Here is a 23,147-nt window from a genome sequence, read left to right as displayed (position 1 = left end):
AGCAGAGGAAGAAAATGGGACAGGATCTGTCTGGAAAAGTCGCGGCCGTCACCGGGGCGGCGTCAGGTATCGGCCTGGAATGCGCCAAGGCCATGCTTGGCTCCGGCGCGCGCGTCGTGCTGATCGATCGCAACGAAGAAGGCTTGAGGGAAATTTGCTCGACGCTCGGCGCAGACGCCATCCCGCTGGTCGTCGACCTCTTGGACCCCGAAAGCGTGGCGCGGATGATGCCCGCAATCCTGGAGAAGGCGGGGCAGCTCGACATCTTCCACGCCAATGCCGGCTCCTATATCGGCGGCGAAGTACTCGGCGGCGACCCTGATGCCTGGGACCGGATGCTCAATTTGAACATCAACGCGGCCTTCCGCTCGGTGCATGCCGTTCTGCCGCACATGGTCGAGCGCAAAACAGGAGACATCATCCTCACGAGCTCCGTCGCCGGGATGGTCCCCGTCGTCTGGGAGCCGGTCTACACCGCTTCCAAACATGCGGTCCAGGCCTTCGTCCACACGCTCAGGCGACAGGTGGCCAAGCACGGCCTGCGCGTCGGCGCCGTCGCGCCGGGCCCCGTCGTCACTGCGCTTCTCAGCGATTGGCCGCAGGAAAAGCTGGATGAGGCGCTCGCCGCCGGCGGCCTGATGGAGCCGAAGGAAGTGGCCGAGGCCGTGCTCTTCATGCTGACGCGCCCGCGCAACGTCACCATCCGCGACCTCGTCATTTTGCCGCAGAGCACCGATATCTGAGAGGGATTTGCCAGCCTCCACAACCGGACAAAGGAAACGGCCATGATCTTCGATAGATTTCGCCTGAACGGACAGGTGGCGCTGGTAACCGGCGGCACGCGCGGCATCGGACTGGCAATCGCCGAAGCGCTCGGCGAAGCGGGCGCTAAGGTCGTTATTGCGGGACGAACGCCCAATGCGGCCGCGGACGCACGGCTCTCAAAGGCCGGGATCGATTTCGAGTTCATCGCCGCGGATCTGGTGAAGGAGCGCGCTGCCGACGAACTCGTGGCTGAAACCCTTTCACGGGCCGGCCGGCTCGACATTCTCGTCAACAATGCCGGCATCGCCATTCATGGCGACAGCGGCGAATTCTCCGATGCCATCTGGCGCGAGATCATGACCGTTAATGTCGATGCCGTCTTCCGTGCCTGCCGGGCCGCGCTCGCGCCGATGCGGCGTCAAGGTGGCGGCGTCATCCTGAATATCGGCTCGATGTCCGGCATCGTTTCCAACATTCCGCAGAACCAGGTCGCCTACAACACCTCCAAGGCGGCGGTCCACATGATGACGAAGAGCCTCGCGAGCGAAGTCGCCGCCGAGAACATCCGCGTCAACGCCATTGCGCCGGGCTATATCGAGACCGATCTGTCGCGCGGCGGCATCGACAATCCCGACTGGTTTCCGACCTGGCGCAGCATGACGCCGATGGGCCGCGTCGGACAGCCGGAGGAGGTGGCGGGTGCTGCCTTGTTCCTCTGCTCGGCGGCGGCAAGTTACGTCACCGGTGAAGTGCTCGTTATCGACGGCGGTTATACGACGCGATAGCCTCGGAAAGGGAAGGCGAGTTCCCGCCCGATGGCTAAGCCGTTTTTTTTGGGGCAGAAGTTCAAGGCGTCGCGCCACAGGCGCTCTGGTAATCGGCAAGCACGCGGTCGATCGCGGCAATCAGTATAGTCCGGGGATCGCCGGCTTCGGCTGAGGAGAACTGCGGCAGGTACTGGTGCAGCAGCGTCTCCGGGATCGTCTTTCCGCGCAGGGCGGCGAGCAACTTCTCAAACGCCTTCTCCGCCTCGGGCCTGTTCCAGTAATAGCGGATACGGTCGCTGTAGCTATAGTGCCGCTGCAGGCGCAGGGCCGTCTCATCGCCGTGATAGTGAGCCCGCCAGTCGCCGGGTGCCGACAGCATCACCGCCTCCATCGTGGCGGCCAGCGGCCTGTCGCCGTAGCCGGGGACCATCTCGCTGGCGATCATGTCAAGCGCATAAGCTGCCTCGCGCAGCGCGAAGGTCAGGCCGGGGCCGACCTTGAGGATCGGGAAGCCATCCTGCACCAGCCGCGTCAGGGCCTCCCGCGTCTGATAATCGGTGGAATGGGCCTCGAAGACGAATTGCGGTTCCTCGTCGAGAAGCGCGGTCAATTCAGTCGCAAGCTCCGGTCTGTAGCCGATGACGTTCTCGCTGCCGAATTCGACGCCCGGCTGGACGACGAAGGCGATGACGCGGGAAAAGGCGTCCTCCAACCCAGCCCGCGAAAAGATTTCGCGATGAATGGCGATCGTTGCGCGAGCGGCCTCCGGCGCGGTCGGCCGGAGTTCTTCGAGCGCATGATCGGCGCCGCCCGGCACCGGAACCTCGGTGCCGAGAATATAAAGCGGCATCGGCGCGCCGATCGCCTTCGCCGTCCTTTCGCTGATCTCCGCCAATCTTGCGGCGCGCTCGGCGATCGTCCGGTCGTCGAGCGCGGCCGGCTCGCCGGCACAGCCCATCGAGGCGTCGAGATGGATCTTGCCGAACCCGGCCCTGACATAGGCTTCGACCATCAACTCCGCCTGCTTCAGCGCGGCTTCCGGCCTCTCCTTGCGCCACGGGTTGGGGCCGAGATGATCGCCGCCGAAGATCATCCGCGCGCGATCGAGACCCTCCTCGGCGGCAATGCGCTCGGTGAAGCGGATGAAGTCTTCCGGCGTCATGCCGGTATAGCCGCCGAGATGGTTGACTTGGTTGCAGGTCGCCTCGATCAGGACCGGCCCGCCTTCGCGCACCGCTCGCCGGATGGCAGCCCTGAGCACGAGGGGATGGGCGGAGCAGACCGAGGTAATGCCGAAGGGTCTGCCTTCACGCCGGGCGGCGGCAAGACGGGTCAATATCCGGTCCATCGTCTATCTCCTCGGGGTTTCGGCGATAAAGGCCGTGAGTTCGGCAAAGGTGGAGACGCCTTCCATAGGCCCGAGCCGCGTCACGTTGCGAGCACCGGCCGCATTGGCGTGGAGCAGGGCGGCATCCGGCGCCATGCCCTCGCGGCGGCAGGTGAGATAGGCCGCGCCGAAACAATCTCCGGCGCCGGTCGGATCGACCTCGGCAACCGCAAAGGCGGCGCAATCAATGCGCGGAAAGCCGCGGGTGAAGAAGGACGCGCCCTGTTCACCCCGCTTCAGCACGATCTCGCCGACGCCGCTCTCCAAAAGCTTGGCGACAGCCGCAGCTTCGTCCGTCCGGCCGGCGGCGGTGAAGAGTTCCTCGCCGGAGGGCAGCAGCAGGTCGGCGGCGGCAAGCACCTTGTCGAAGCTTTCCAGCGCGCCGTCATCCGTCAGCAGTTCCTTACGAAGGTTGGGGTCCAGCGACACCGAACCGCCGCGAGCCTGCACCGTCTCGACGGCATAGAGGATCACTTCGCGGGCACCGGGAATGGTGAGAGCCGTTCCCATGACATGCACATGGCCGGCACGCCGGACGAGAGCCTCGGCGGCGGAGGTCAAGCCGATCTGGCCGGCCGCGGATCTGGCGATGTTGAAGACGAAATCACGGGCGCCATTCGGCCGGTAGCGAACGAAAGCACTGCCTGTCGGCCAATCTTCATGGATTGCGATGGCGGATACGTCGACGCCGTCGTGGCGCAGGCGGTCGACGTTCAAGCGGCCGAAATCGTCATTGCCGACGGCGGCGATGATGCCGGCCGCACCGCCCATGCGCGCAACCTGGTCGACGAAGATGGCCGGCGCGCCGCTCGGATAAGGCCCCGTCAGGGATTGCGGCTCGAGGAAGCCCGCGCCGACCGTCGTCGCCATAATCTCCACCAGGATTTCGCCGACGGTGATCGTCGGCCCGAGCGCTTCCGGCGCAATCGCCCTTTGAGATAACGGCATCTGCAATCTCCTCCATGCGGAAAGCGGCGGTATCTGCGCTCCGCGCACTCATCAAAAACCTCAATCCGCCCGTAACTTGCTTGCAAAGGCCAGTCAAGAATAATTTTTACGCGCGGCAATTTCAATATTTGCGGCGCAGCAAACAAAAGTTACAACATTTTGCGCTGCAAAACTTGTTCCCGTTTTCATAAATCCCAATTTCAACGCGAACGATCGATATCCGGCCGCTTGATCTTCCAAAACCTTCTTGACAACAATGATCAAGATGGCAGATAAAACTTTACGCATGTAATTTTATGCGTGAACATCCGTAAAGGAGGAGCGGAGACCATGAGCAAGATCATTTGCATTCTGTCTGCATCCGTCGCCTGCCTCGCGCTGACCGCGGGACTGGCGGACGCCGAGGAACTGACGATCGCCACCGTCAACAATGGCGACATGATCATCATGCAGAAACTGTCGCCGGAATGGGAGAAGGAGACCGGCAACAAGGTGAACTGGGTGGTGCTCGAAGAAAACGTCCTGCGCCAGAAGGTGACGACCGACATCGCGACGAAGAGCGGCCAGTACGACATCATCACCATCGGCGGCTATGAGGCGCCGATCTGGGGCAAGCAGGGCTGGCTCGCGCCCGTTGACGATCTCGGCGCCGATTACGACTATGACGACCTGCTCGCCCCGATTAAGGCCGGCCTGACCGTCGACGGCAAGCTCTATGCCGTGCCCTTCTATACAGAAAGCTCGTTTACGCTCTACCGCAAGGACCTCTTCGATGCCGCCGGCATCAAGATGCCTGATGAGCCGACCTACGACCAGATCAAGGAATATGCGGCCAAGCTGACCGACAAATCGAAGGAACAGTACGGCCTATGCCTGCGCGGCAAGCCCGGCTGGGGCGAGAACATGGCGTTCCTCGGAACCATGATCAACGCCTATGGCGGGCGCTGGTTCGACATGGACTGGAAGCCGCAGATTAATTCCGAGCCCTGGAAGAAGGCGATTACCGACTATGTCGAGCTGATGACCAAATATGGTCCTCCAGGCGTGACTGCGAACGGCTTCAACGAAAACCAGGCGCTGTTTTCGACGGGCCACTGCGCGATGTGGATCGATGCGACGTCGGCTGCCGGCCGTGTCTACGACCCGAAGCAGAGCAAGGTCGCCGACAAGATCGCTTTTACGCGCGCGCCTATCGCCGTAACGGCGAACGGCTCGAGCTGGTCATGGTCCTGGAACCTGGCGATCCCGGCGACATCGACCAAGCTCGATGCGGCCAAATCCTTCCTGAAATGGGCGACATCCAAGGAATACGTCAAGAAGGTTGGCGAGACGGAGGGCTGGGTCGCGGTGCCGCCCGGCACCAGAAAATCGACCTACGCCCTGCCGGAATATCAAAAGGCGGCCCCCTTTGCCGATACTGTGCTGAAGGCCATCCTCTCGGCCGACCCGTCCAAGCCGACCAAGGACCCCGTTCCCTATACCGGTGTTCAGTTTGTCGCCATTCCCGAGTTCCAGGGCATCGGCACGCTCGTCGGCCAGCAGATCGCCGCCGCCCTGTCCGGACAGCAATCGGTCGATGCCGCTCTCGACAGTGCCCAGAAACAGGTCGAACGCGACATGAAGAAGGCCGGCTACCCGAAGTGAGCCTTTCATCCTCGCGGCCTGCCCGCGAGTTCCTCCCGGAAAGGTCCCGGCAGCACGACTGCCGGGACCTTCTAGTCAGGCGATTGGCCTTCATTTTTTGCATTACCGGCGTCTGCGCCGGCTGAACTGGAGAACGACATGAGACTGAAAGACAAGGTCGCCCTGATTACCGGCGGCGCGCGCGGCATCGGCCTCGGCTTTGCCGAGGCCTTCGTCAGGGAAGGGGCCAAGGTCGTCATCGCCGATATCGATATCGAACGGGCAACGAAATCCGCCGCCGCGATCGGCCCTGCGGCCAAGGCGATGAAGCTCGATGTCACGGATCTCACGGCGATCGACACGCTCGTTGCAGAGGTCGACAAGGAGTTCGGCGGTATCGACATCCTCGTCAACAATGCTGCCATTTTCGACATGGCTCCGGTCAACGAGATCACCGAGGCCAGCTACGACAAGGTTTTCTCGATCAACCTGAAGGGCCCGCTCTTCATGATGAAGGCCGTCTCGAACGTCATGATCAACCGGGGCAGGGGCGGCAAGATCATCAATATGGCCAGCCAGGCCGGGCGTCGCGGCGAGGCGCTGGTGCTTTTATACTGCGCTTCCAAGGCGGCGATCATCTCGGCGACACAGTCGGCAGCCCTTGCGCTCGTCAAATACGGCATCAACGTCAATGCGATCGCCCCCGGCGTCGTCGACGGTGAGCATTGGGATATCGTCGATGCGCATTTTGCCAAATGGGAGGGGCTGAAGCCCGGCGAGAAGAAGGCCTCCGTCGCCAAATCCGTTCCGATCGGCCGCTTCGCCACACCCGACGACATCAAGGGGCTGGCAGTCTTCCTTGCCTCATCGGACAGCGACTACATCCTTGCGCAGACCTACAATGTCGACGGCGGCAACTGGATGAGCTGATCGCCCTTCCGCAAGAAGTCTGGAGCCAGAGAGATGGAAGCCATCTGCTATACCGAGAAGGGCGTCGCGGTCACCAAGCCGCTGCCGCTGCCGGAGCTGCGGCCCGGCCATGCACTGGTGCGCGTGCGCGCCGCCGGTCTTTGCCACACCGATATCGACGTCCTCCATGGCCGTTACGGCGAGGGCCGCTTCCCGCTCGTCCCCTGCCATGAATATGCCGGCGTGATCGAGGCCGTGGCCGGCGATGTCTCCGGTCTTGCCGTCGGCGCCCGTGTCGTCGTCGATCCCAATCTTCCCTGCGGAGAGTGTAGGGCCTGCCGCAAGGGATTGACCAATCTCTGCCGCAACCTGAAGGCTTACGGCGTGACGGAGGACGGCGGTTTTGCCGAATACAGCCTGGTCAGGACCGATCACCTGCACGAAATCGGCGATCTCGACTTCAATCTTGCCGCCCTCGCCGAACCGCTCGCCTGCGTCTTGAATGGCCTTGGCAGCGCCGGCCTGCGGGCCGGCCCCACGGGAACGGAAACGGCGCTCGTCTTCGGCGCCGGACCGATCGGGCTGCTGCTCGCCCTTTCCCTGAAGGCCGAAGGCGTTTCGTCGGTGACGGTTGCCGATATCAACGAGGGCCGCCTGGCCTTTGCCGAACGGCTGGGACTGGAGACGGCCGTCTCCGGCTCCGAAGCGCTGGCCGGGCGCCGCCGCAGCTTCGATTTCGTTGCCGACGCAACCGGCATCGCCCGCGTCGTCGAAGGCATGATCGACTTCGCCGCCGATGGCGGCACGGTTCTCGTCTTCGGCGTCTGCGCGCCCGACCAGCGCATTTCCCTCGCGCCCTTCGAGATCTTCCGGCGCCAGATCCGCTTCGCCGGCTCCCACTCGCTGAACCGCAACATTCCTCAGGCGCTCGACATTCTAAGAAGGGATACCGGCGCAATGGCGCAGCTGGTGTCCCACCGGCTACCGCTTGGCGAGGTACTTCCCTTCATCACGAAAAAGTCCGCCGATCCGGCAACGATGAAGGTGCAGTTCTCCATAGACTAAAGCACGTCGCGATCTTTCAGATTCGCTCCCCGTGCTTTAGGTCTTTGTTTTTACGCGTGTCGTTATCGCAAAACCGCGCACACTTTTGCGCGACACGCTCTAGGTTCGGGTGATCGACAGGGCGGCTTTCCGTCCGGCGATGAGTCATCTAGAAACCGTCGGAGACGCCGCGTCAGGAGATCAGATGGTGGGAAAGACGATCAAAACCATGGAGGACTTTTCGGAGTTCGTCGGCCTGTCGCGTCCCACCGTCTCGAAATATTTCAGTGATCCGATGTCGGTGCGCCAGAAGACGCGGGAGACGATCGAGCAGGCCCTGAAGAAATCGGGGTTCCGTCCGAATATCTTCGCCGTCAATCTCAATCGGCGGCGCAGCAACATTCTCGGCGTCATCATCCCCAATTCCACCGACCCGTTCTATATGGCGCTCACCCGCCGCATCGAGATGATCGCCAACGAGACCGGCTTCCTCGCCTTCGTCCTGTCGTCGGACGGCAAGGCTGAAATGGAGGACCGGGCGATCAAGACGCTGAAATCGATGAATGTCGCAGGCGCGATCATCGCGCCGCTCGGCGTGGAATCCCACCACGCCACGCTCGACGAGCTCGGCCGCAGCGTACCGCTCATCTATGTCGATTCGCCGCTCGACGAGACATCCTCCTTCGTCGGCACGAACAATCGCCAGAGTTTCAGCCTGATCGTCGATTATCTCTGCCGCTCGGGCGAACCGCCCTGCTATTTCGGCATGCCGCATGTCAACACCAACGCCTTGACCCGCCAGACGGCCTATCTGGAAGCGATGGAGCAGTTCAAGATGGCGCCCAGCATCGTCGAGCTGACAGACAGCAAGAGCTGGGACTTCGAACGCTTCGGCTTCGAGGAGGCGACCCGCATCCTGACGTCCGGCCAGGGCTTTCCGACGCGCACTGTGCTCTGCGCCAACGACCGCGTCGCCTTCGGCGTCATCGCCGCCGCATTCCAGCTGGGCCTCAAGGTCGGCCATGGCGCCAATTACGACTTGCGAGTCGCGGGACATGACGATCACCCGCTGTCGCGATACGCCTGCCCTCCGATCACGACGGTGGCGCAGAATTATAACGAGATCGGCCGGCTTGCGATCGAAATGCTGCTCGCCAGGCTCGGCGAGGGCGAGGGGCCTGCCGCGACGCCGGCAGCCCGCATTCTTCTCAATGCCGAGCTGATGCTGCGGACCTCGGCGTGATATGGCGTCTCAGGCGCGGGGCAGTCCCGGCGGCCTTAAATGTTTCCTCAGCGCGGCAATCCTGAAGATGGCATTCGCGGCGCCATAACCGCGATAACCGCGCCGCTCGACGATTTCGAAGAACAGACCCTCGCCATAGGTTGGGCTGTAGAGCTGGAAATATTCGCCAGCCTCGTCGCGGTCATAGAGGATGTTGTTGGCCTTAAGGCAATCGGCGAATTCGGCGTCGAGGCCGAAGCGGGCTTCGAGATCGTCATAATAGTTCGGCGAGATCGAAAGCGAGACGAAGCCGTTTGCGGCAAGGGCGGCGGCGGTCGCGAAGATGTCGTCGGTCCTGAAGGCAAGATGCTGGATGCCGGAACCGAAGGTTTCGGCAATGAAGCGGCCGGCGAGCGTATTGCGGTTTTCCGCCCCGTTCATGGTGATGCGCAAGGACCCTTCCGCATTCTCCACCACCTGGCTGCGGACGATGCCGGAAGGATCGACGATATCGACCATCGGCGTCTTCTCCGCTTCGACGAGCGAGGTGTAGAACAGCAGCCAGGTCAGCAGTTCCTCATATTTCATCGTCTGCGCCATATGGTCGATCGATTGCAATCCGGCGGGCAGCGGCGCGGTTTCGTCTTCGATCGCATCGAATTCGATCTCCCAGATGCGGGCAAGCTCGCTCTTGCGATCGAGGAAATAGAGGACGCCGCCACCGACGCCGCGCACGGCCGGCATCTCGATCTCGCCGGCATCGAGCGATTGCTCGAAGCGTTCCGCGCCAAGCGCCACGGCGCGCTGCAACGCGGCCTTGGCATCGTCAACCATCAAGCCTGCAGCATAGGCCGAGGTGCCATGGACGGCGTAGGAGGCGCTGGCAAAGCCCTTCTGCTCCGTGTTGATCACGAGATTGATCGCACCCTGGCGGAAGACCGTCACGCGCTTGCTCTTGTGTCTGGCCGCCTTGCTAAAACCGAGGCTCTTGAACAGCGCCTCGAGCTCAGGCGCTTCGTCTTCATCCGCCGTGAACTCGACGAAGGCAATACCCTCGACAGCGGCGCGCGGCGGCATGGCCGGCACCGGCAACGCACTCTCCGGCTGCTGGCGCTTCACCTGGTCGTCGAGATAGATCAGCGAGCGGCGGCCATCGACGGCGATCGCGCTCGGCGAGCCGCCGCGAAACTGATCGTTGAAGATCTCAAGCGAGAGATAACCGTCATAGCCCGTCGCGGCGACGGCCTTCATGAAGTCGAGCACCGGCAGGTCGCCTTCCCCCGGCATGTTGCGGAAGTGCCGGCTCCAATAGAGCAGATCCATGTCGATCAGCGGCGCATCGGCAAGCTGGATGATGAAGATCTTCTCCTTCGGGATCGACCGGATCGAATTGACGTCGATCTTGCGCGACAGCGTATGAAAACTGTCGAGGATCAGGCCGATATTCGGATGATCGGCCCGCCGGACGATTTCCCAGGCATCGCGGTGATCGTGGATGTGGCGGCCCCAGGCAAGCGCCTCGTAGCCGACGCGCAGCCCGCGCTTGGCGGCCCGCTCGCCGAGTTCGTGAAAATCCGCCGCCGCCCGGTCGAGGCCGCCAAGCGCGGCCGGCGAGACGTTGGAGCAGACGAGCACGAGGTCGGTTCCCATCTCCTGCATGATGTCGAACTTGCGTTCCGCCCGGTCGAAGGTACGGCTGCGCAGCGGCTCCGGCATGCCTTCGAAATCGCGGAACGGCTGGAAGAGCGTGATCTCCATGCCGAGGTCGCGCACCATCCGGCCGACCTCCTTCGGGCTCTCGTCGAAGATCAGAAAATCGTTCTCGAAGATCTCCACCCCGTCGAAGCCGGCCTTGGCGATCGCCTCCAGCTTGTCTCGGAGGTCGCCGCTCAGCGAAACAGTCGCAATCGATGTCTTCATCGGCGTGATCCTTCCGGAGTTCAGGCGTTTACGTCGTCATCGTCTTGAAATGCGCGAGCATGCGGCCGGCATCGGGTTCCCTGCCGGTGATTAGGCGAAAGGCGCCGACCGCCTGGAAGACCGCCATGCCGCCGCCATCGAGCGTCCGGCAGCCGCGCTGCCTCGCCTGCCGCAGAAGCTCGGTCTCCAGGGGGAAGTAGACGATCTCTGCGACCCAATGGCGCGTTTCCAGGAGTTCCGGCGGAAGCGGTGTGCCGGGATATTTGGCCATGCCCGTCGGCGTCGCATGGATCAGGCCCGATGCGTCTTTCATCGCTGCTTCCCGGTTGCTTCCCGCAGCGATCGACGCGCCGGGAAAGAGCGCGGACATCGTTTCGGCCAGATCGACGGCGCGCTCGTGCTCGCGATCGAAGACCGTCAGCCGCTTAAGGCCGAGCGTCAGGATCGCATAGGCGGTCGCCACACCCGCGCCGCCGGCGCCAAGCTGCACGGCGGAAGAAAGGTCTGCCTGCGGCAGCCCGCGCCGGAAACTCTCGGCAAAACCCCACCAGTCGGTGTTGTGGCCGAAGCGCCGGCCGTCCTTCAGGACGACGGTGTTGACGGCGCCGAGTGCGCAGGCTTCGGGCGACAAGTCGTCGAGCAGGGGGATGACGAGCTGCTTGCAGGGATGCGTAATATTGAGACCGGCAAGTCCCCGCGCCTCGGCATCGCCGATCAGACGCGGAAGATCGGCCGGCGACGCGTTCAGCTTGATGAGATCGATCAGCTCATAATCGTAGTCCAGCCCCTGCGCCGCACCTTCTTCCATATGCATGGCAGGCGTCAGCGAGGCCTGGATGCCGGAGCCGATCAGCCCGGCCTTCAACGGTTTCAGGAGTGTCTCGGCCATGCGCCAGTTCCTGTCTTGCTCGTGATGGGAAAGGCCCGCGGGATCGCCCGCGGGCCCGATCTGCTTACTTGCCGCGAACCGTGTCGAGCTCCTTGAAGAGCTGCGTGACGGTCTCCGCACCGATCTGAGCCGCGAACTTGTCGACCAGCGGCTTGACGGCGTCGCGCAGCTTCTGCGTCTCTTCAGGGCTGAGTTCGGCGACTTCCATGCCTGTCTTCTTGATTTCCTCGATCGCCTTGGCGTCCAGCTCCCTGGAAACCTTGCGCTGATAGTCGCGGGCTTCCGTCGCGGCCGCCTCGAAGACCGCCTTTTCCTCGTCGTTCAGGCCGTCCCAGAACTTCTTGCTGATCAGCACGATCTGCGGATTGTACTGGTGACGGGTGATCGTCATGTACTTCTGCACTTCGAAGAACTTGGCGTTGATGATGTTGGCGGCCGGGTTTTCCTGGCCGTCGACCGTGCCGGTTTCGAGCGCGGTATAGAGTTCCGTATAGGGCAGCGGCACCGCATTGGCGCCGAGGCTGTTGAAGAGTTCGATCGGGATCGGCGACTGGATGGTGCGGATCTTCAGGCCCTTGATGTCCTCGAGCTTGGTGACAGCATGACGGTTGTTGGTGAGGTTGCGGAAACCGAGCTCCCAATAGGCGAGACCGACGAGGCCGGTATCGGGCAGGAGCTTCATCAGGCTGGTGCCGAACGCGCCGTCCATCACCTTGTCCGCCTCTTCGCCGCTGTTGAAGAGGAAGGGCAGGTCGACGGCGCCGAACTGCTTGACGTTGCTTGCGAGGATGCCGGCGTTGAGCACCGTCATCTCGATGACGCCGCCCTGCAGGGCCGACACCGTCTGAACGTCGCCGCCGAGTACGCCGCCCGGAAACAGCTTGACCTCGATCTTGCCGCCGCTCTTTTCCTTCACCAGCTCGGCGAACTTCTCCATGCCCATGACCTGGGGATGGCCCTTATTGTTGGCGGCGGCGAATTTGAGGCTGTGTTCGCGGATTTCGGCCATGGCAGGGCCGCTCGCCAAGAGGGCAATGGGCAGAGCTAGTCCCAGCGCCAGTTTCGTCAATCTATTCAGCATGTTTTCCTCCCAGGATAGAGCCGGCATCTCCCTCCGGCCGCGTTGAAATTCCATCACCGTCATCGGCGACATCAGTGTCCGAACCAGGCGACCGGAGCGGTCACCAGCGCAGGGAAAAGGACGAGCAGAAGCAGAACGATCAGCTCGGCGATCATGAAGGGAATGACGCCCTTCATCAGATCCTCCATCGACAGCTTCGAAACGCCGCAAATGACGTTGAGCACCGTGCCGACCGGCGGCGTTATCAGCCCGATCGAGTTGTTGATGATGAACAGCACGCCGAAATAAACCGGGTCGATGCCCGCCTGCTTGATGATCGGCATCAGCACCGGCGTCATCACCAGGATCGTCGGCGTCATGTCCATGGCGGTGCCGACGACGACGATGAGCACCATGATGGCAAGCAACAGCAGCGTCTGATTGTCCATCAGCGGCTCGACCAGGCCGGCAAGCTCGCCGGGCACATCGGCAACGGTAATCAGCCAGGCCGAGACGGCGGCGCAGGCAACCAGGAACATCACCACCGAGGTGATCTTCGCCGCCGCGACGAAGACCTCGAACAGCCGCGACGGCGGCAGTTCGCGATAGATCACCATCGACACGAAGAGCGAATAGACCGCTGCGACGACGCCGGCTTCGGTCGGCGTGAACACGCCGAATTTCAGGCCGACGATGATGATGACGGGAAGCATCAGCGCCCAGATGCTTTCGACGAAGGCCTTCATCCGCACGGCGCCGCTCTGTTTCGGCGGCAGGGCGAACTGTTCCTTGCGGGCGACGATCAGCCAGGTGACGCAGAGGGCGGCACCGATCAGCAGGCCGGGAAAGATGCCGGCAAGGAACAGCTTGGTGATCGAGACCCCGCCGATGACGCCATAGAGAATGAAGCCGATCGAGGGCGGGATGATCGGGCCGATGATCGAGGCCGAGGCGAGAAGGCCGCCGGCGCGAGCTGGATCATGTCCCGATTTCAGCATCATCGGAAAGAGCAGGGCGCCGAGGGCGGCCGCATCGGCGACGGCCGATCCCGAAAGGCTGGACAGTACGCAGGCCGCGAAGATCGCGACGAAGCCGAGGCCGCCCCTGATATGGCCGACCATGGCCATGGCGAGATTGACGATCCGGCGCGAAAGGCCGCCGGTGTTCATCACCTCGCCGGCGAGAAGGAAGAAGGGCACGGCCATCAGCGGAAAGCTGTCGGCGCCGTTCAGCACGTTCTGCGCGACGATCTGCGCATCGAACATGCCGAGATACATCATCAGCGCCACGCCTGTGATGATGAGAGCAAAGGCAATCGGCACGCCGAGCGCCATGGGGCCGAGAAGTGCGCCGAGGAAGATGGTGACGGTCATGGCGCGCTCCTCAATGCTTCGGCTTCAGCACGGGAAAGGCCGTGTGCGAGGGATCTTCGAGCGCGGCCTGTTCCTCGCTGTCACGCACGAGTGCGGCGGTCGTCACGTCGATGCGGCCGGTGGCGATCGCAAAGGCGTCCCAGAGAAGGATGAAAAAGGCGGGCACACCGAAGGCAAGGCCGGCGCCATAGAAGACACCCATCGAAATGCCGGTTGCCGGAGCCGAAACGTGCAGATTGATCAGCGTCTGGGTCCAACTGCCGCTGATCATCAGCCATGTGGCGGCGAGCATCATGCCGTAACCGAGGAGGACAGCGAGTTTGGCGACGGGCTTCGGCAGGCGCGTGATCAGGGAATCGACGCCGAGATGCGCGTGCTCGCGCATCGCGACGACGGCGCCGAGGAAGGTCAGCCATACGAAAAAGATGCGCGAGAGTTCTTCCGAAGAGGTGATGCCCTGGTTGAAGGCATAACGCAGCACGACATTGCCGAAAACCAGCACGACCATAGCTGCCAGCAGGAGCGCGATCGTCACCTTCAGCGCGAAGAAATAGAAATCGATGATACGGGTCATTCGCTCCTCCCAAGCGTGGCCTTGCTCTTACCGGCCGACCCTCGTCAGGCCCGCCGGAGCGCGTCATGACCGAGATATTGCCGTCGCGATCAATTCCTCCACTGTTCGCTTCTTCAAAATGTACTAACTAGTTCGTATGTCAAGCGGCATCTATTGAAACATGTCGCCAACGTGAATAAGACTGACGGACATCGGAAACAGAAACGCATGCTTCCACTGAAGCCGAAGATCGAAATTCGGAATATAAAACAATAGATTGGAAAGCGCGGTAACGAGGCTCATGGCGGAACGGGGAGAAAACGGCCGGAAGAACGATCCACAGCAGACGAAGGAGGACATTCTCCTCGTCGCGACCGAAGAATTCTCGACCCATGGGCTCGCCGGCGCCCGCGTCGACTCGATCGCCGAGAAGACGCGCACCTCGAAGCGGATGATCTATTATTATTTCGGCAGCAAGGAGGGGCTCTATCTTGCCGTGCTGGAACAGTCCTACCGCAAGATCCGCTCGCTGGAATCCGATCTGCATCTGTCCAACCTCGAGCCGGAAGAGGCGCTGCGGACGCTGATCTCGACGACCTTCGACCACGACGAGGCCAATCCCGATTTCGTCCGGCTCGTCAGCATCGAGAACATCCATCATGCCGCGCACATGCTTCGCTCGGAGGCGATCCGCGATCTCAACGTCTCCGTCATCGAAACCATCGCCGGCATATTAGAGCGCGGCTTCGATCAGGGCGTCTTCCGGCGCAAGGCCGACCCGATCGACATCCATATGATGATCAGCGCCTTCTGCTTCTTTCGCGTGTCGAACCGCTACACCTTCGGCACGATCTTCCGGCGCAATCTCTCGGACGGCGAAACCATCGAGCGCCATCGCGGAATGATCGCCGATGCCGTCGTCAGCTATCTGAAAAGCTGACGGGACAGGTCCTCGTCACCCGCGCTGGGATGACAAGGGGATCGCAATCTCGAATTCGGCGCCTGCACCTGTCGTCTGCCGAAGGTGGATCGTGCCGCCGTGGGAGCCTAGCATGGCGTGGACAATACCGAGGCCCATGCCGGTGCCGCCCTCTTCGCGGCGGGTCGAGAAGAACGGCTGAAAAATGCGGTCGCGGTTCGCTTGGGAAATGCCGCTGCCGTCGTCACGCACGAGAATGAAGGCGCTTCGGGCGTCGGCCGACACCATGAATTCGAGCAGTTTGGCGCCATGCCGAAAGGCGTTGTCGGCCAGATTGGCGAAGACGATGACGGCGGCTTCCTGGGGAAGCGCGATCGGTGTTTCCGTATCTCCCGTGCCTGAAATATCGAGCGCGGGAAAACGCTGGCGCAATGGGCCTATGATGCTTGCGACGCTGCTTCTGCCTTCGGCCATCGGCGTTTCCGCCTGTGCAAGCTCCCTCAGCCGCTGCAGCAAGGCGTCGAGCCGGACAGCGTCGGCGACGATATTGTCCAGAAAATGCAGGCGCTGGGCTTTCGTCATCGGCCTTTCCGCGTCATCGTCACGCAAGAGTTCCGCCGCGCCGCGAATGGCCGTCAGCGGCGATTTCAGTTCATGCGAGACATGCGCAGCAAAAGAGCGGACATATTCGGTGCGGTCGACCAGCTTTCCCGCGAGATCGAGGAAGCTCTGCGACAAGACGGCAATCTCCCGCGTCCCGTAGCTTTCCAGCGGACGGATCGCCGCCTTGCCGCCGCGGGCGATCTCTTCCGTCCGGGCGATCAAGGCATCAATGGGGCCGGTGATGGTGCGCGTCAGCACATAGGCGACGCCGAGCGTCAGGATAAGCACGACGACGAGGGCGATGATCTCCACCGGCTCCATCCGGTTCACGCTCGCCTCGGTGGCGCGAAACCAGATGACGATGAGAACAGGCAGCGCCATCACGGTCAAAAGCACGGCATAGACGATCAGCGCCAGCGGCGGCCGCCATTTCGCCCTGACTTTTAGCGCCGGCATCAGGCCTTCCTCCCGTCGCCGAGCTTGAAGCCGATGCCGTGAACGGTGGCGATGACCCCGGAGCCGCCGGCCGCTGCGAACTTCGACCTTATGTTGCGGATATGGCTATCGATCGTCCGATCCGAGACATAGGTACCGGCACCATAGGCCGCTTCCATCAATTGCTCGCGGCTGAAGACCATGCCGGGACGCGACAGCAATGCGTCCAGGATCGCGAATTCGAGCGCCGTCATGGCGACGGCACTCTCGCCGAACATCACCGTCCGGCCATGGCGGTCCAGGCTGATCTCGCCGGCGACGAGGGTGGAATGGCGTCGGTCGGAGCCTGCTTCATTGCCGCTGCGCTTCAGGATCGCCTTCACCCGCGCGACCAGTTCGCGCGGGCTGAACGGCTTGGTCACATAGTCGTCCCCGCCGATTTCGAGACCCAACACCCTATCGATCTCCTCGTCGCGCGCCGAAAGAAACAGGATCGGCAATCCCGATGTCTTGCGGATCTGGCGGCAGACTTCGAGGCCATCCATGCCGGGCATGCCGATATCGAGAATGATGAGGTCGATATTGCCGCGCCGGAAGGCCGCCATCGCTTCGGTGCCGCTGCGGGCGGCCGTCGATGCCAGGTCGGCGCGCTCGAGGGCAAAGCAGATCACATCGCGAATGTGCGGTTCGTCATCGACGACGAGAATGCGGGGCGCCATCACCGGTCCTGTATCGGTTTGTCGTGCCTGTTGTCACCGTTCTCGTCCGATCTTGCAATGGCCGCGGGAGCCAGGAGATGAGCCTGCAGCCGCGCCGCGCGAAAATTCCAGCTGCGCCAGCCGCGCGGGCGCCACTCGAAATCCCTGACGAGATAAAACCGAACTGACAGCGCGTCATTCCGCTGAGCGACCATATGGTCCGGCAGCTTGGAGAGATAGAGGTCGAGCGCCGGAATGACGGAGGGACCGAGCAAGGAGAGATAGGCAAGGTCGAGCGGTGGGCCTTCCTGGCTGATTTCGCGGCTGTGGGCGACATTGAAGCGCGCGATGAAGGCCGAAAAATCGATGAAGGCGCTGATATAGAGCACCGCAATCAGGGAAACGAGGTTGGCGGCGATCAGCCACTTGTTTGACCGGTTGAACAAAATGCGCAGCAGGATCAGGACAAGGCCGATGGCGACGAGGCCCATCCAGATGCCAGCGGCGACACGCAGTTCCGTCAACGAATAGACTTCGACGTAGAGCCCGAGCCGCAGCATCGACGACAGGCAGAGAAGGACGTTCTGGCCGATCCAGGCATGGACCAGGCCGCGGATAAGCGGACTACGGTCGCCGGGGCCGCCGCGCCGCATGGCAATGAGGACGAAACCGGCGGCAAGAAGCGCGGTCGCGATCAGGGGATAGGCGCCGCGATGCGCATATTCGGCATGGCTCATGTGAGCAGGCAAATCCGCGCCGCCCCAGAGATAGACGAGATCGAGAAGCGTCTGCACCGCAAAGACCGCATTGAACAAAGCGAGCGACCGCAAGAGCGAGGCGTGGCCGAGCGGCGCATTCCTGGCGGGCACGATCATGAACCCGCGATCAGGCTGCGGCCGGACGCCACGCCGATTCAGGCGCGGCCGCAGCATCGCCCAAACCACGATGGCGATCATCATCCAGAAGCCGATCCGCCACGGATCGAGGAACTGCAGCAGAAGGCCGAAATCGATGCTTCGCAGCGCGATCTCAATAAGCGGATTTGCGGTCGCAAAGAGAGACACGAAGACCGCGGCGAGAACGAGCGGCATGATCCAAAGGCCGATGCCTTGGCGAATGCCGGTGAAAGAGAACCGTCTGCCCGGCATTGCAAGATATTTCCTGATGCTCTCGGCAAGTCGCAAAGGAATGATGAGAGCGAAACGAACGAAGACCAGCGGCACGGCTGTGAGCCGGCGAGGCATGAGCCTGGCGCTGACGAGAGCAACCGACATCAAGGCGCCGAGGCAAAGGGCAACGCCGATGAGCGAGGGCGCCTCCAGCAGCGGGGCCGAAGCCAGGGCCGGAAAGCCAAGCAGAAGAGCTGCCTTCGAAGGCGATGGCGGCCTCCGGGCCGAAAGCAGAATGCCGATGCAGACGGCCAAAGCAAAGAGGAAAAGGTTTATCCCGGGCGCATAGCCAAAGATCAGAAAATCGGCAAGCGCCACCAGCCCAAGCAGCGCGGCGACCCGGACGCTGTCGCGCCTGATGGGCATTGGTTGTGTCAGGGTATCGGTTGTGTCCATTGCTGCTCCTCTCGCAGATGCCGCTTTTCGATCACGATGAGCGTGCTTCCCGATGGCCTCTCCGCAGAGGACCCTTCGGTCAGCCACCACCCGTCCTTGCGGAGGCGTTCCGGCACGGCGAGGGGCGTAATAAGGGGCGGGGTGTCGTTCTTGCTCATGCCGGCAAGATGCCCTGCCGGATTGCAGATTTTGTGCAGAGAGTGAGGAGCAATTCAGGAAATTACGCCGACCCAGGAGGCACGAGAGCTCGTCAGCTGGCAGCCGGTGACGATTCACGAATCCCGCGGAAGGCACTTGGCCTTGGCAGGTGAGGGGGCTGCACTTTTTTCGGCAATCGGGGTCGAGGCGATCAGCCTGGCGAACGCTGCCTGGGATCGCACCCCGGTTTTGCCGAAGCATCGGCTAGTATGCGTTTTCACCGTGTTGGCGGAAATTCCGAGGGCCTTGGCGATTTCAGGCAGATTCATCCCGCTGCCGATCAGCGCGGCCACCCTTGTCTCGGCTTCGGTCAGGCCGAAGATGCGTTGCAGCTGCTGCGCCTGCCGGCGGGCCTTCGCTTCCGGATCGACGATATGGATCAGCAGGCGTGCTCCGCTGTCGACAGCATCCCAGATGGACACCGCCGCCGGCGCAAGCGGCGTGATCATCACCAGATAAGGCGGCAAGCCCGACGGTCGGGAGATCGACAGCACCCCTTCGAAAGGCGTGTCTTCGCCATTGGCAATCAATAAAGCCTGGCGAATGGCGTTCGTCAGGCGGATGGAGCTTTCGGAGATGTGGGCTGCAAGCGAAGGCCTCTCGGATCGGCTGAGGAAGATGCCGTCGGCCCGTTTGAACAGCGCTTCGGCCGCCGCATTCGGGAGAAGAACCGCGCCTCGACCGTCAAGCAGCATGGCGGCATCGGCTATCGCATCGATCAGCCGTTGCGGCAGTTCGGGAGCGCAGGCGATCCGACTGACTTGAAAGGAAAGGTCGATTGCGCGCGTCATATGCGGGCTGAGCAGCTTCAGCCGCGCTGCCGCTTCCGCGGCGTGTTCGTCCTGCTGCCGGGACAGGAAAAGAGCGACACCGCCAATGCCGCCGCGCTCGTGCAGGCTGGCATGCGGCAGGAAGAGCTGATTGAAGATATCCTGAGGTTCGCAGATATCGGCATAAAAGGCGGAATGCCGGACGGCCTCGGCGTCGATCATCGTGTTGCCGATCGCGATCTCGCCGGGCTTTACCCTCTCGAACGCACGGGCATAGGGATTGCGGGTGTAATGCTGGAGATAGAGCTTGTTTAAATCGTCCCGCATGCGGCCGGGGATCAGGAAGCTGCCGCGGCCATCGGGCGCCTGATAAACGATGTTTCCGCCGGTGGCGCCGACATAGTCGGCGATTGAGCAGAGCGTATCCGACCATAGTTCGGAGCGGACCGCAGCCTGGTAGACGGCATCAATCACATCGACATGATCCATATCAGCGCTTCTCGTTTTCACGACGACGGTTCCGCCAATTGCGAGATCGCCACATTCGCTTGCTCTATAAATATCTAGGGGGAGGCAGGACGACGAGCATCACCCGATCAGGTGATTCGTCTGCCGGTCCAGGGAGACCGGCAGATCGAGATCAATGACGGAAGCGTGACATCTCGTCCAATCGAGATGAGTGAGGACTTTATCTGAATCGCGGCGCGCGCCTGGCATTGTGGAGCAGTTCGCAGGCCGTCGCGAATGGCCCGAAGAGCCGGAGCAACAGCGCTTGTTCTTCGGCATCTATCTGATGACGAGCGCAGAATTCGGTTACGGACCAGACTTTCGTCAGATCGTCCGTCTCGATTTGCTTGGGTTCGATGTGTTCGGTCAAGGGCGTGTCCTCCGAACATCGAGACTACGCCCACGCGGCTTTTATAAGAACTAGCTAAAAAGGGCTATATTGGTGCGCCGGGGCCTTGCGGCAAAGGTCGCCGACATACCAAAACGCCCGCCGGTTGCACGGCGGGCGTTGTCTCTCACCGATCTACTGCTGCGGATCAAACGCCGACGCCGTCGGGATGATAGTCCGTGCCGGTGATGTTGAGCGTCACCTTGGCAGTGTCCGTGTGGCCTTCGCCGTCGGAGATCTTGTAGTAGCGGAGAACTTCCGTGTAGGTCTGACCTGCATCGAGATCCTGCGTCAGCTCATAGGTGAAGGTGCCGTCCGACTTGACGTGGAACGTGCCGTAGGTGCCCTGAACGTCGGTAACCGCGCCGTTGTGGGCATCTACCTGCGTGCTCAGGAACTGACGCAGGAACATCTTGCCATTGTCGCCGGCAATATCGTTGTCGAGAACGTTGCCGCCGATCGGGCTGCCTTCGGTGAAGCTGTAGGTATCGTCGACAGCGATCGGCTTGACCTGGGTGACGCCCTGGATGTTCAGGGTGAACAGGCCGACGTCGGTGTGACCGCTGCCGTCGGAGATCTTGTAGGAGACCTTCTCCTGGTACGATTCGCCATTGGCGAAGCCGATCTTGGCAGCGTCGCTCAGAACGTAGGTGTAGCTGCCGTCAGGCTTGACGAAGAACGTGCCGTAGTCGCCCTGGATTTCGGTGATCTGACTGTTGCCGCCCTTGGCGCCAACGCTTGCGCCATCGAAGGCGCGCAGGAACAGGTGGCCGTTATCGGAAGAATCGTTGGAAAGCAGGTTTCCGGAAATAACGTCAGTTTCTAGAAATGTTGCACTATCATCAGTTGCGTGTATCGGCGAAGCCATTGCTCTCTCCTTAGATTAATTATCGGCGGGTCATTTTTGACCATAGCGAGCGGCTCCTTTAACAACTTATTAATTGTACAAGTCAATGGGGTATTTAACGCAAGGTTAACATTCGCCTCAAACGTGTGTTATTGCCATTTTATCGACCAATACGTTCTCGACATCAGTCAAATTTGAAGAAATTGCGAATAATTTATGCGCGGTAAACTTGAAGGAACCTCTACGGGGACTGTTGCCCCGGCGCTGTCTGCACGCCATTGCAATCCCCGGCACCTGCACCTACCTTAGAACCGACCCGATCGGACCGGACGCTGAGGCAGGGCCCGCGTTTAAACACATGTCCAAGGATCGGCGGCGCGTGCCGTTCCGGCGCGCAGGGGATGTTCCCAGCAACCATCAATGATCCCGGCGACAGCCGGCAAGGATTTCTTTTGAACCATACCAATACCGCGACCGCGACTGCGGTCGTCAACCCGCGTGGGGGCGAACTGGCCGTCCGCCCAATTTCCAGGATCTGGAAACCGTCTCCGTGCCTTCTCACCCGCCGCGAATTGCAGGCGCTCATCCTCGAGCAGCTCGGCTAACGGCGATCAGAACAGCAACGAAACAAGGAGAACTCGAATGCAGGTACTCGTCAGAGACAACAATGTCGATCAGGCCCTGAGAGCATTGAAGAAGAAAATGCAGCGCGAAGGCCTCTTCCGCGAAATGAAGGAACGGCGCGTCTACGAGAAGCCGTCTGAACGGCGCGTCCGGGAAAAAGCGCAGGCAATCAGCCGGCAGCGCAAGGCGGCACGCAAGAAGATGCAGCGCGAAGGCCTGCTTGCCGCGCGCAAGCGGACGGCCGCTCGCTAGCACTCATCCAGCCTTCGGCCGTTACCTGAAAGGATAGACAATGGACGAATTGAATAGCCTTACCGTTTCCGAAGAACGCCTCGAGGATTGCCGTGACGTCGTGGAGCCGGATCTGCAGGACCTGATTCAACGGGCTCTGAAATCGGGCTTCTCCCGGGAGGAGATCCTCATCGCCGTCAGCGAACTGGTGGCGGAGGAGTTCGCGATCGCCGTAGAAATCCCAAGCGTTCATTGAGGTGCGGGCGGCTGGCATGACAATGCAAGCAGATCTGTTCGGTGCGGGCGACCAGGCATTTCCCGAGGGGTTTCGATATTCTCCCGATATCGTTCCCCGGGATATCGAGCGTTCACTTCTCGAAGCAATCCCCGCCCTGCCATTCAAAGCCTTCGACTTTCACGGGTTCGAAGGCAAACGCAGGACGGTCTCCTTCGGCTGGAAATACGACTTCGACAGCCAGCGTGTGAGGAGAACCGAGGCGATGCCGCCGCTGCTGCTGCCCGTGCGCGAGGCAGCAGCACACTTCGCCGGAATCGAACCGGCTGCGCTCGAACAGGCTCTTGTGACGGAATACGGGCCTGGGGCTCCGATCGGCTGGCACAAGGACAAATTCGTCTTCGGCCGGGTCGTCGGCATCTCACTGCTTTCGCCTTGCACCTTCAGGCTGCGGCTGCGGGAGGGCGACAAATGGCAGCGGCGATCGCTCGTTCTCGAGCCTGGTTCGGCCTATGTCATGGCCGGCGCCGCAAGAACGCTCTGGGAGCACTCCATCCCGCCCGTCGACCGGCTGCGTTATTCCATCACCTTCCGGGAATTGGCCGCGTAAGGGGCGCTGGAACATCGGCTTGCGCAGATGGTTACCTCATCTGCCGAACAGATGGAG

25 protein-coding genes are annotated in these 23,147 nt (G+C 61.8%); 11 read left to right on the top strand and 14 right to left on the bottom strand.

Translation table 11 applies throughout. The annotated features are described in order from the left end of the window. Positions 1–14: 14 nt before the first annotated feature. Positions 15–743, top strand: a complete 729-nt coding sequence (locus tag ATY76_RS06590; protein WP_088673976.1) for an SDR family oxidoreductase — start codon at positions 15–17, stop codon at positions 741–743. 42 nt (positions 744–785) lie between these two features. Further along, positions 786–1,550, top strand: a complete 765-nt coding sequence (locus ATY76_RS06585; RefSeq protein ID WP_088673975.1) for a 3-oxoacyl-ACP reductase family protein — start codon at positions 786–788, stop codon at positions 1,548–1,550. A gap of 61 nt (positions 1,551–1,611) precedes the next feature. Here the strand turns inward: ATY76_RS06585 and ATY76_RS06580 are convergent, their stop codons facing one another. The 3 genes from ATY76_RS06580 to ATY76_RS33955 form a co-directional block, all read right to left on the bottom strand. After that, positions 1,612–2,880: a D-tagatose-bisphosphate aldolase, class II, non-catalytic subunit gene (locus ATY76_RS06580; RefSeq protein WP_088673974.1), complete on the bottom strand. Its 1,269-nt coding sequence runs from the start codon at positions 2,878–2,880 to the stop codon at positions 1,612–1,614. A gap of 3 nt (positions 2,881–2,883) precedes the next feature. Next, positions 2,884–3,867 carry a sugar kinase gene (locus ATY76_RS06575; protein WP_088673973.1) on the bottom strand — a complete coding sequence of 328 codons (984 nt, stop codon included), beginning with the start codon at positions 3,865–3,867 and terminating at the stop codon, positions 2,884–2,886. 93 nt (positions 3,868–3,960) lie between these two features. After that, entirely contained in the window at positions 3,961–4,155 is a 195-nt protein-coding gene (locus ATY76_RS33955) for a hypothetical protein (protein WP_141104992.1), read from the bottom strand. 42 nt (positions 4,156–4,197) lie between these two features. Between ATY76_RS33955 and ATY76_RS06570 the strand changes: the two genes are divergently transcribed. The 4 genes from ATY76_RS06570 (at position 4,198) to ATY76_RS06555 (ending at position 8,686) form a co-directional block, all read left to right on the top strand. Beyond that, positions 4,198–5,511, top strand: a complete 1,314-nt coding sequence (locus ATY76_RS06570) for a sugar ABC transporter substrate-binding protein (protein WP_190233605.1) — start codon at positions 4,198–4,200, stop codon at positions 5,509–5,511. A gap of 138 nt (positions 5,512–5,649) precedes the next feature. Next, on the top strand, positions 5,650–6,420 hold the full coding sequence (locus ATY76_RS06565) for an L-iditol 2-dehydrogenase (protein ID WP_088673972.1): 771 nt from the start codon (positions 5,650–5,652) through the stop codon (positions 6,418–6,420). A 33-nt stretch (positions 6,421–6,453) separates the two neighbouring features. Further along, positions 6,454–7,464: a zinc-dependent alcohol dehydrogenase family protein gene (locus ATY76_RS06560; RefSeq protein ID WP_088673971.1), complete on the top strand. Its 1,011-nt coding sequence runs from the start codon at positions 6,454–6,456 to the stop codon at positions 7,462–7,464. Between the two features lie 208 nt (positions 7,465–7,672). After that, complete coding sequence (locus tag ATY76_RS06555) at positions 7,673–8,686, top strand: LacI family DNA-binding transcriptional regulator (protein WP_190233608.1); 1,014 nt, start codon at positions 7,673–7,675, stop codon at positions 8,684–8,686. 9 nt (positions 8,687–8,695) lie between these two features. Here ATY76_RS06555 and ATY76_RS06550 read toward each other — a convergent pair whose 3' ends face one another. The 5 genes from ATY76_RS06550 to ATY76_RS06530 all read right to left on the bottom strand — a co-directional run bounded on the left by ATY76_RS06550 (position 8,696) and on the right by ATY76_RS06530 (position 14,481). Next, the gene (locus ATY76_RS06550) at positions 8,696–10,585 is read right to left on the bottom strand and encodes a sugar phosphate isomerase/epimerase and 4-hydroxyphenylpyruvate domain-containing protein (protein WP_088673969.1); all 1,890 of its coding nucleotides are present in this window, start codon (positions 10,583–10,585) and stop codon (positions 8,696–8,698) included. 28 nt (positions 10,586–10,613) lie between these two features. Further along, complete coding sequence (locus tag ATY76_RS06545) at positions 10,614–11,474, bottom strand: shikimate dehydrogenase (RefSeq protein ID WP_088673968.1); 861 nt, start codon at positions 11,472–11,474, stop codon at positions 10,614–10,616. Between the two features lie 64 nt (positions 11,475–11,538). Beyond that, on the bottom strand, positions 11,539–12,555 hold the full coding sequence (locus tag ATY76_RS06540) for a TRAP transporter substrate-binding protein (RefSeq protein ID WP_088673967.1): 1,017 nt from the start codon (positions 12,553–12,555) through the stop codon (positions 11,539–11,541). A 71-nt stretch (positions 12,556–12,626) separates the two neighbouring features. Then, a complete protein-coding gene (locus tag ATY76_RS06535; RefSeq protein ID WP_088673966.1) occupies positions 12,627–13,907 on the bottom strand; it encodes a TRAP transporter large permease subunit in 1,281 nt (426 codons plus the stop codon). A 10-nt stretch (positions 13,908–13,917) separates the two neighbouring features. Next, positions 13,918–14,481, bottom strand: coding sequence for a TRAP transporter small permease (locus tag ATY76_RS06530; protein WP_088673965.1), 564 nt, complete (start codon positions 14,479–14,481; stop codon positions 13,918–13,920). Between the two features lie 280 nt (positions 14,482–14,761). Here ATY76_RS06530 and ATY76_RS06525 point away from each other — a divergent pair, with 280 nt between their 5' ends. Continuing rightward, positions 14,762–15,400, top strand: a complete 639-nt coding sequence (locus tag ATY76_RS06525; protein WP_088673964.1) for a TetR/AcrR family transcriptional regulator — start codon at positions 14,762–14,764, stop codon at positions 15,398–15,400. A gap of 15 nt (positions 15,401–15,415) precedes the next feature. Here the strand turns inward: ATY76_RS06525 and ATY76_RS06520 are convergent, their stop codons facing one another. From ATY76_RS06520 to ATY76_RS06490, 6 genes are all read right to left on the bottom strand, one after another. Continuing rightward, on the bottom strand, positions 15,416–16,438 hold the full coding sequence (locus tag ATY76_RS06520) for a HAMP domain-containing sensor histidine kinase (protein WP_088673963.1): 1,023 nt from the start codon (positions 16,436–16,438) through the stop codon (positions 15,416–15,418). Then, positions 16,438–17,136 (bottom strand): response regulator transcription factor, encoded by a 699-nt coding sequence (locus ATY76_RS06515; protein ID WP_088673962.1) that lies wholly within the window; start codon positions 17,134–17,136, stop codon positions 16,438–16,440. Before ATY76_RS06515 ends, ATY76_RS06520 begins: the two co-directional genes overlap by 1 nt. Beyond that, positions 17,136–18,680: a DUF4173 domain-containing protein gene (locus tag ATY76_RS06510; protein WP_088673961.1), complete on the bottom strand. Its 1,545-nt coding sequence runs from the start codon at positions 18,678–18,680 to the stop codon at positions 17,136–17,138. Before ATY76_RS06510 ends, ATY76_RS06515 begins: the two co-directional genes overlap by 1 nt. Before the next feature lie 272 nt (positions 18,681–18,952). Then, complete coding sequence (locus tag ATY76_RS06500) at positions 18,953–20,209, bottom strand: helix-turn-helix transcriptional regulator (protein WP_348627508.1); 1,257 nt, start codon at positions 20,207–20,209, stop codon at positions 18,953–18,955. A 127-nt stretch (positions 20,210–20,336) separates the two neighbouring features. Next, entirely contained in the window at positions 20,337–20,525 is a 189-nt protein-coding gene (locus ATY76_RS06495; protein ID WP_088673958.1) for a hypothetical protein, read from the bottom strand. 166 nt (positions 20,526–20,691) lie between these two features. Next, positions 20,692–21,411, bottom strand: coding sequence for an Ig-like domain-containing protein (locus ATY76_RS06490; RefSeq protein WP_088673957.1), 720 nt, complete (start codon positions 21,409–21,411; stop codon positions 20,692–20,694). A gap of 380 nt (positions 21,412–21,791) precedes the next feature. Here ATY76_RS06490 and ATY76_RS06485 point away from each other — a divergent pair, with 380 nt between their 5' ends. From ATY76_RS06485 to ATY76_RS06470, 4 genes are read left to right on the top strand one after another with little or no spacing between them, the layout of a single operon-like run. Then, positions 21,792–21,995, top strand: coding sequence for a hypothetical protein (locus tag ATY76_RS06485; protein ID WP_088673956.1), 204 nt, complete (start codon positions 21,792–21,794; stop codon positions 21,993–21,995). Positions 21,996–22,032: 37 nt separating this feature from the next. Further along, on the top strand, positions 22,033–22,266 hold the full coding sequence (gene rpsU, locus ATY76_RS06480; RefSeq protein ID WP_088673955.1) for a 30S ribosomal protein S21: 234 nt from the start codon (positions 22,033–22,035) through the stop codon (positions 22,264–22,266). Between the two features lie 40 nt (positions 22,267–22,306). Next, entirely contained in the window at positions 22,307–22,501 is a 195-nt protein-coding gene (locus ATY76_RS06475; RefSeq protein ID WP_088673954.1) for a hypothetical protein, read from the top strand. Between the two features lie 16 nt (positions 22,502–22,517). Next, positions 22,518–23,090: an alpha-ketoglutarate-dependent dioxygenase AlkB gene (locus tag ATY76_RS06470; RefSeq protein ID WP_088673953.1), complete on the top strand. Its 573-nt coding sequence runs from the start codon at positions 22,518–22,520 to the stop codon at positions 23,088–23,090. Positions 23,091–23,147: the final 57 nt, after the last annotated feature.

This window comes from Rhizobium sp. R339 (genome assembly GCF_002211395.1).
Lineage (GTDB): Bacteria > Pseudomonadota > Alphaproteobacteria > Rhizobiales > Rhizobiaceae > Rhizobium.
The sequence above is the reverse complement of the archived record's forward strand: the minus strand, read 5'-3'. Positions and strand labels throughout refer to the sequence as shown.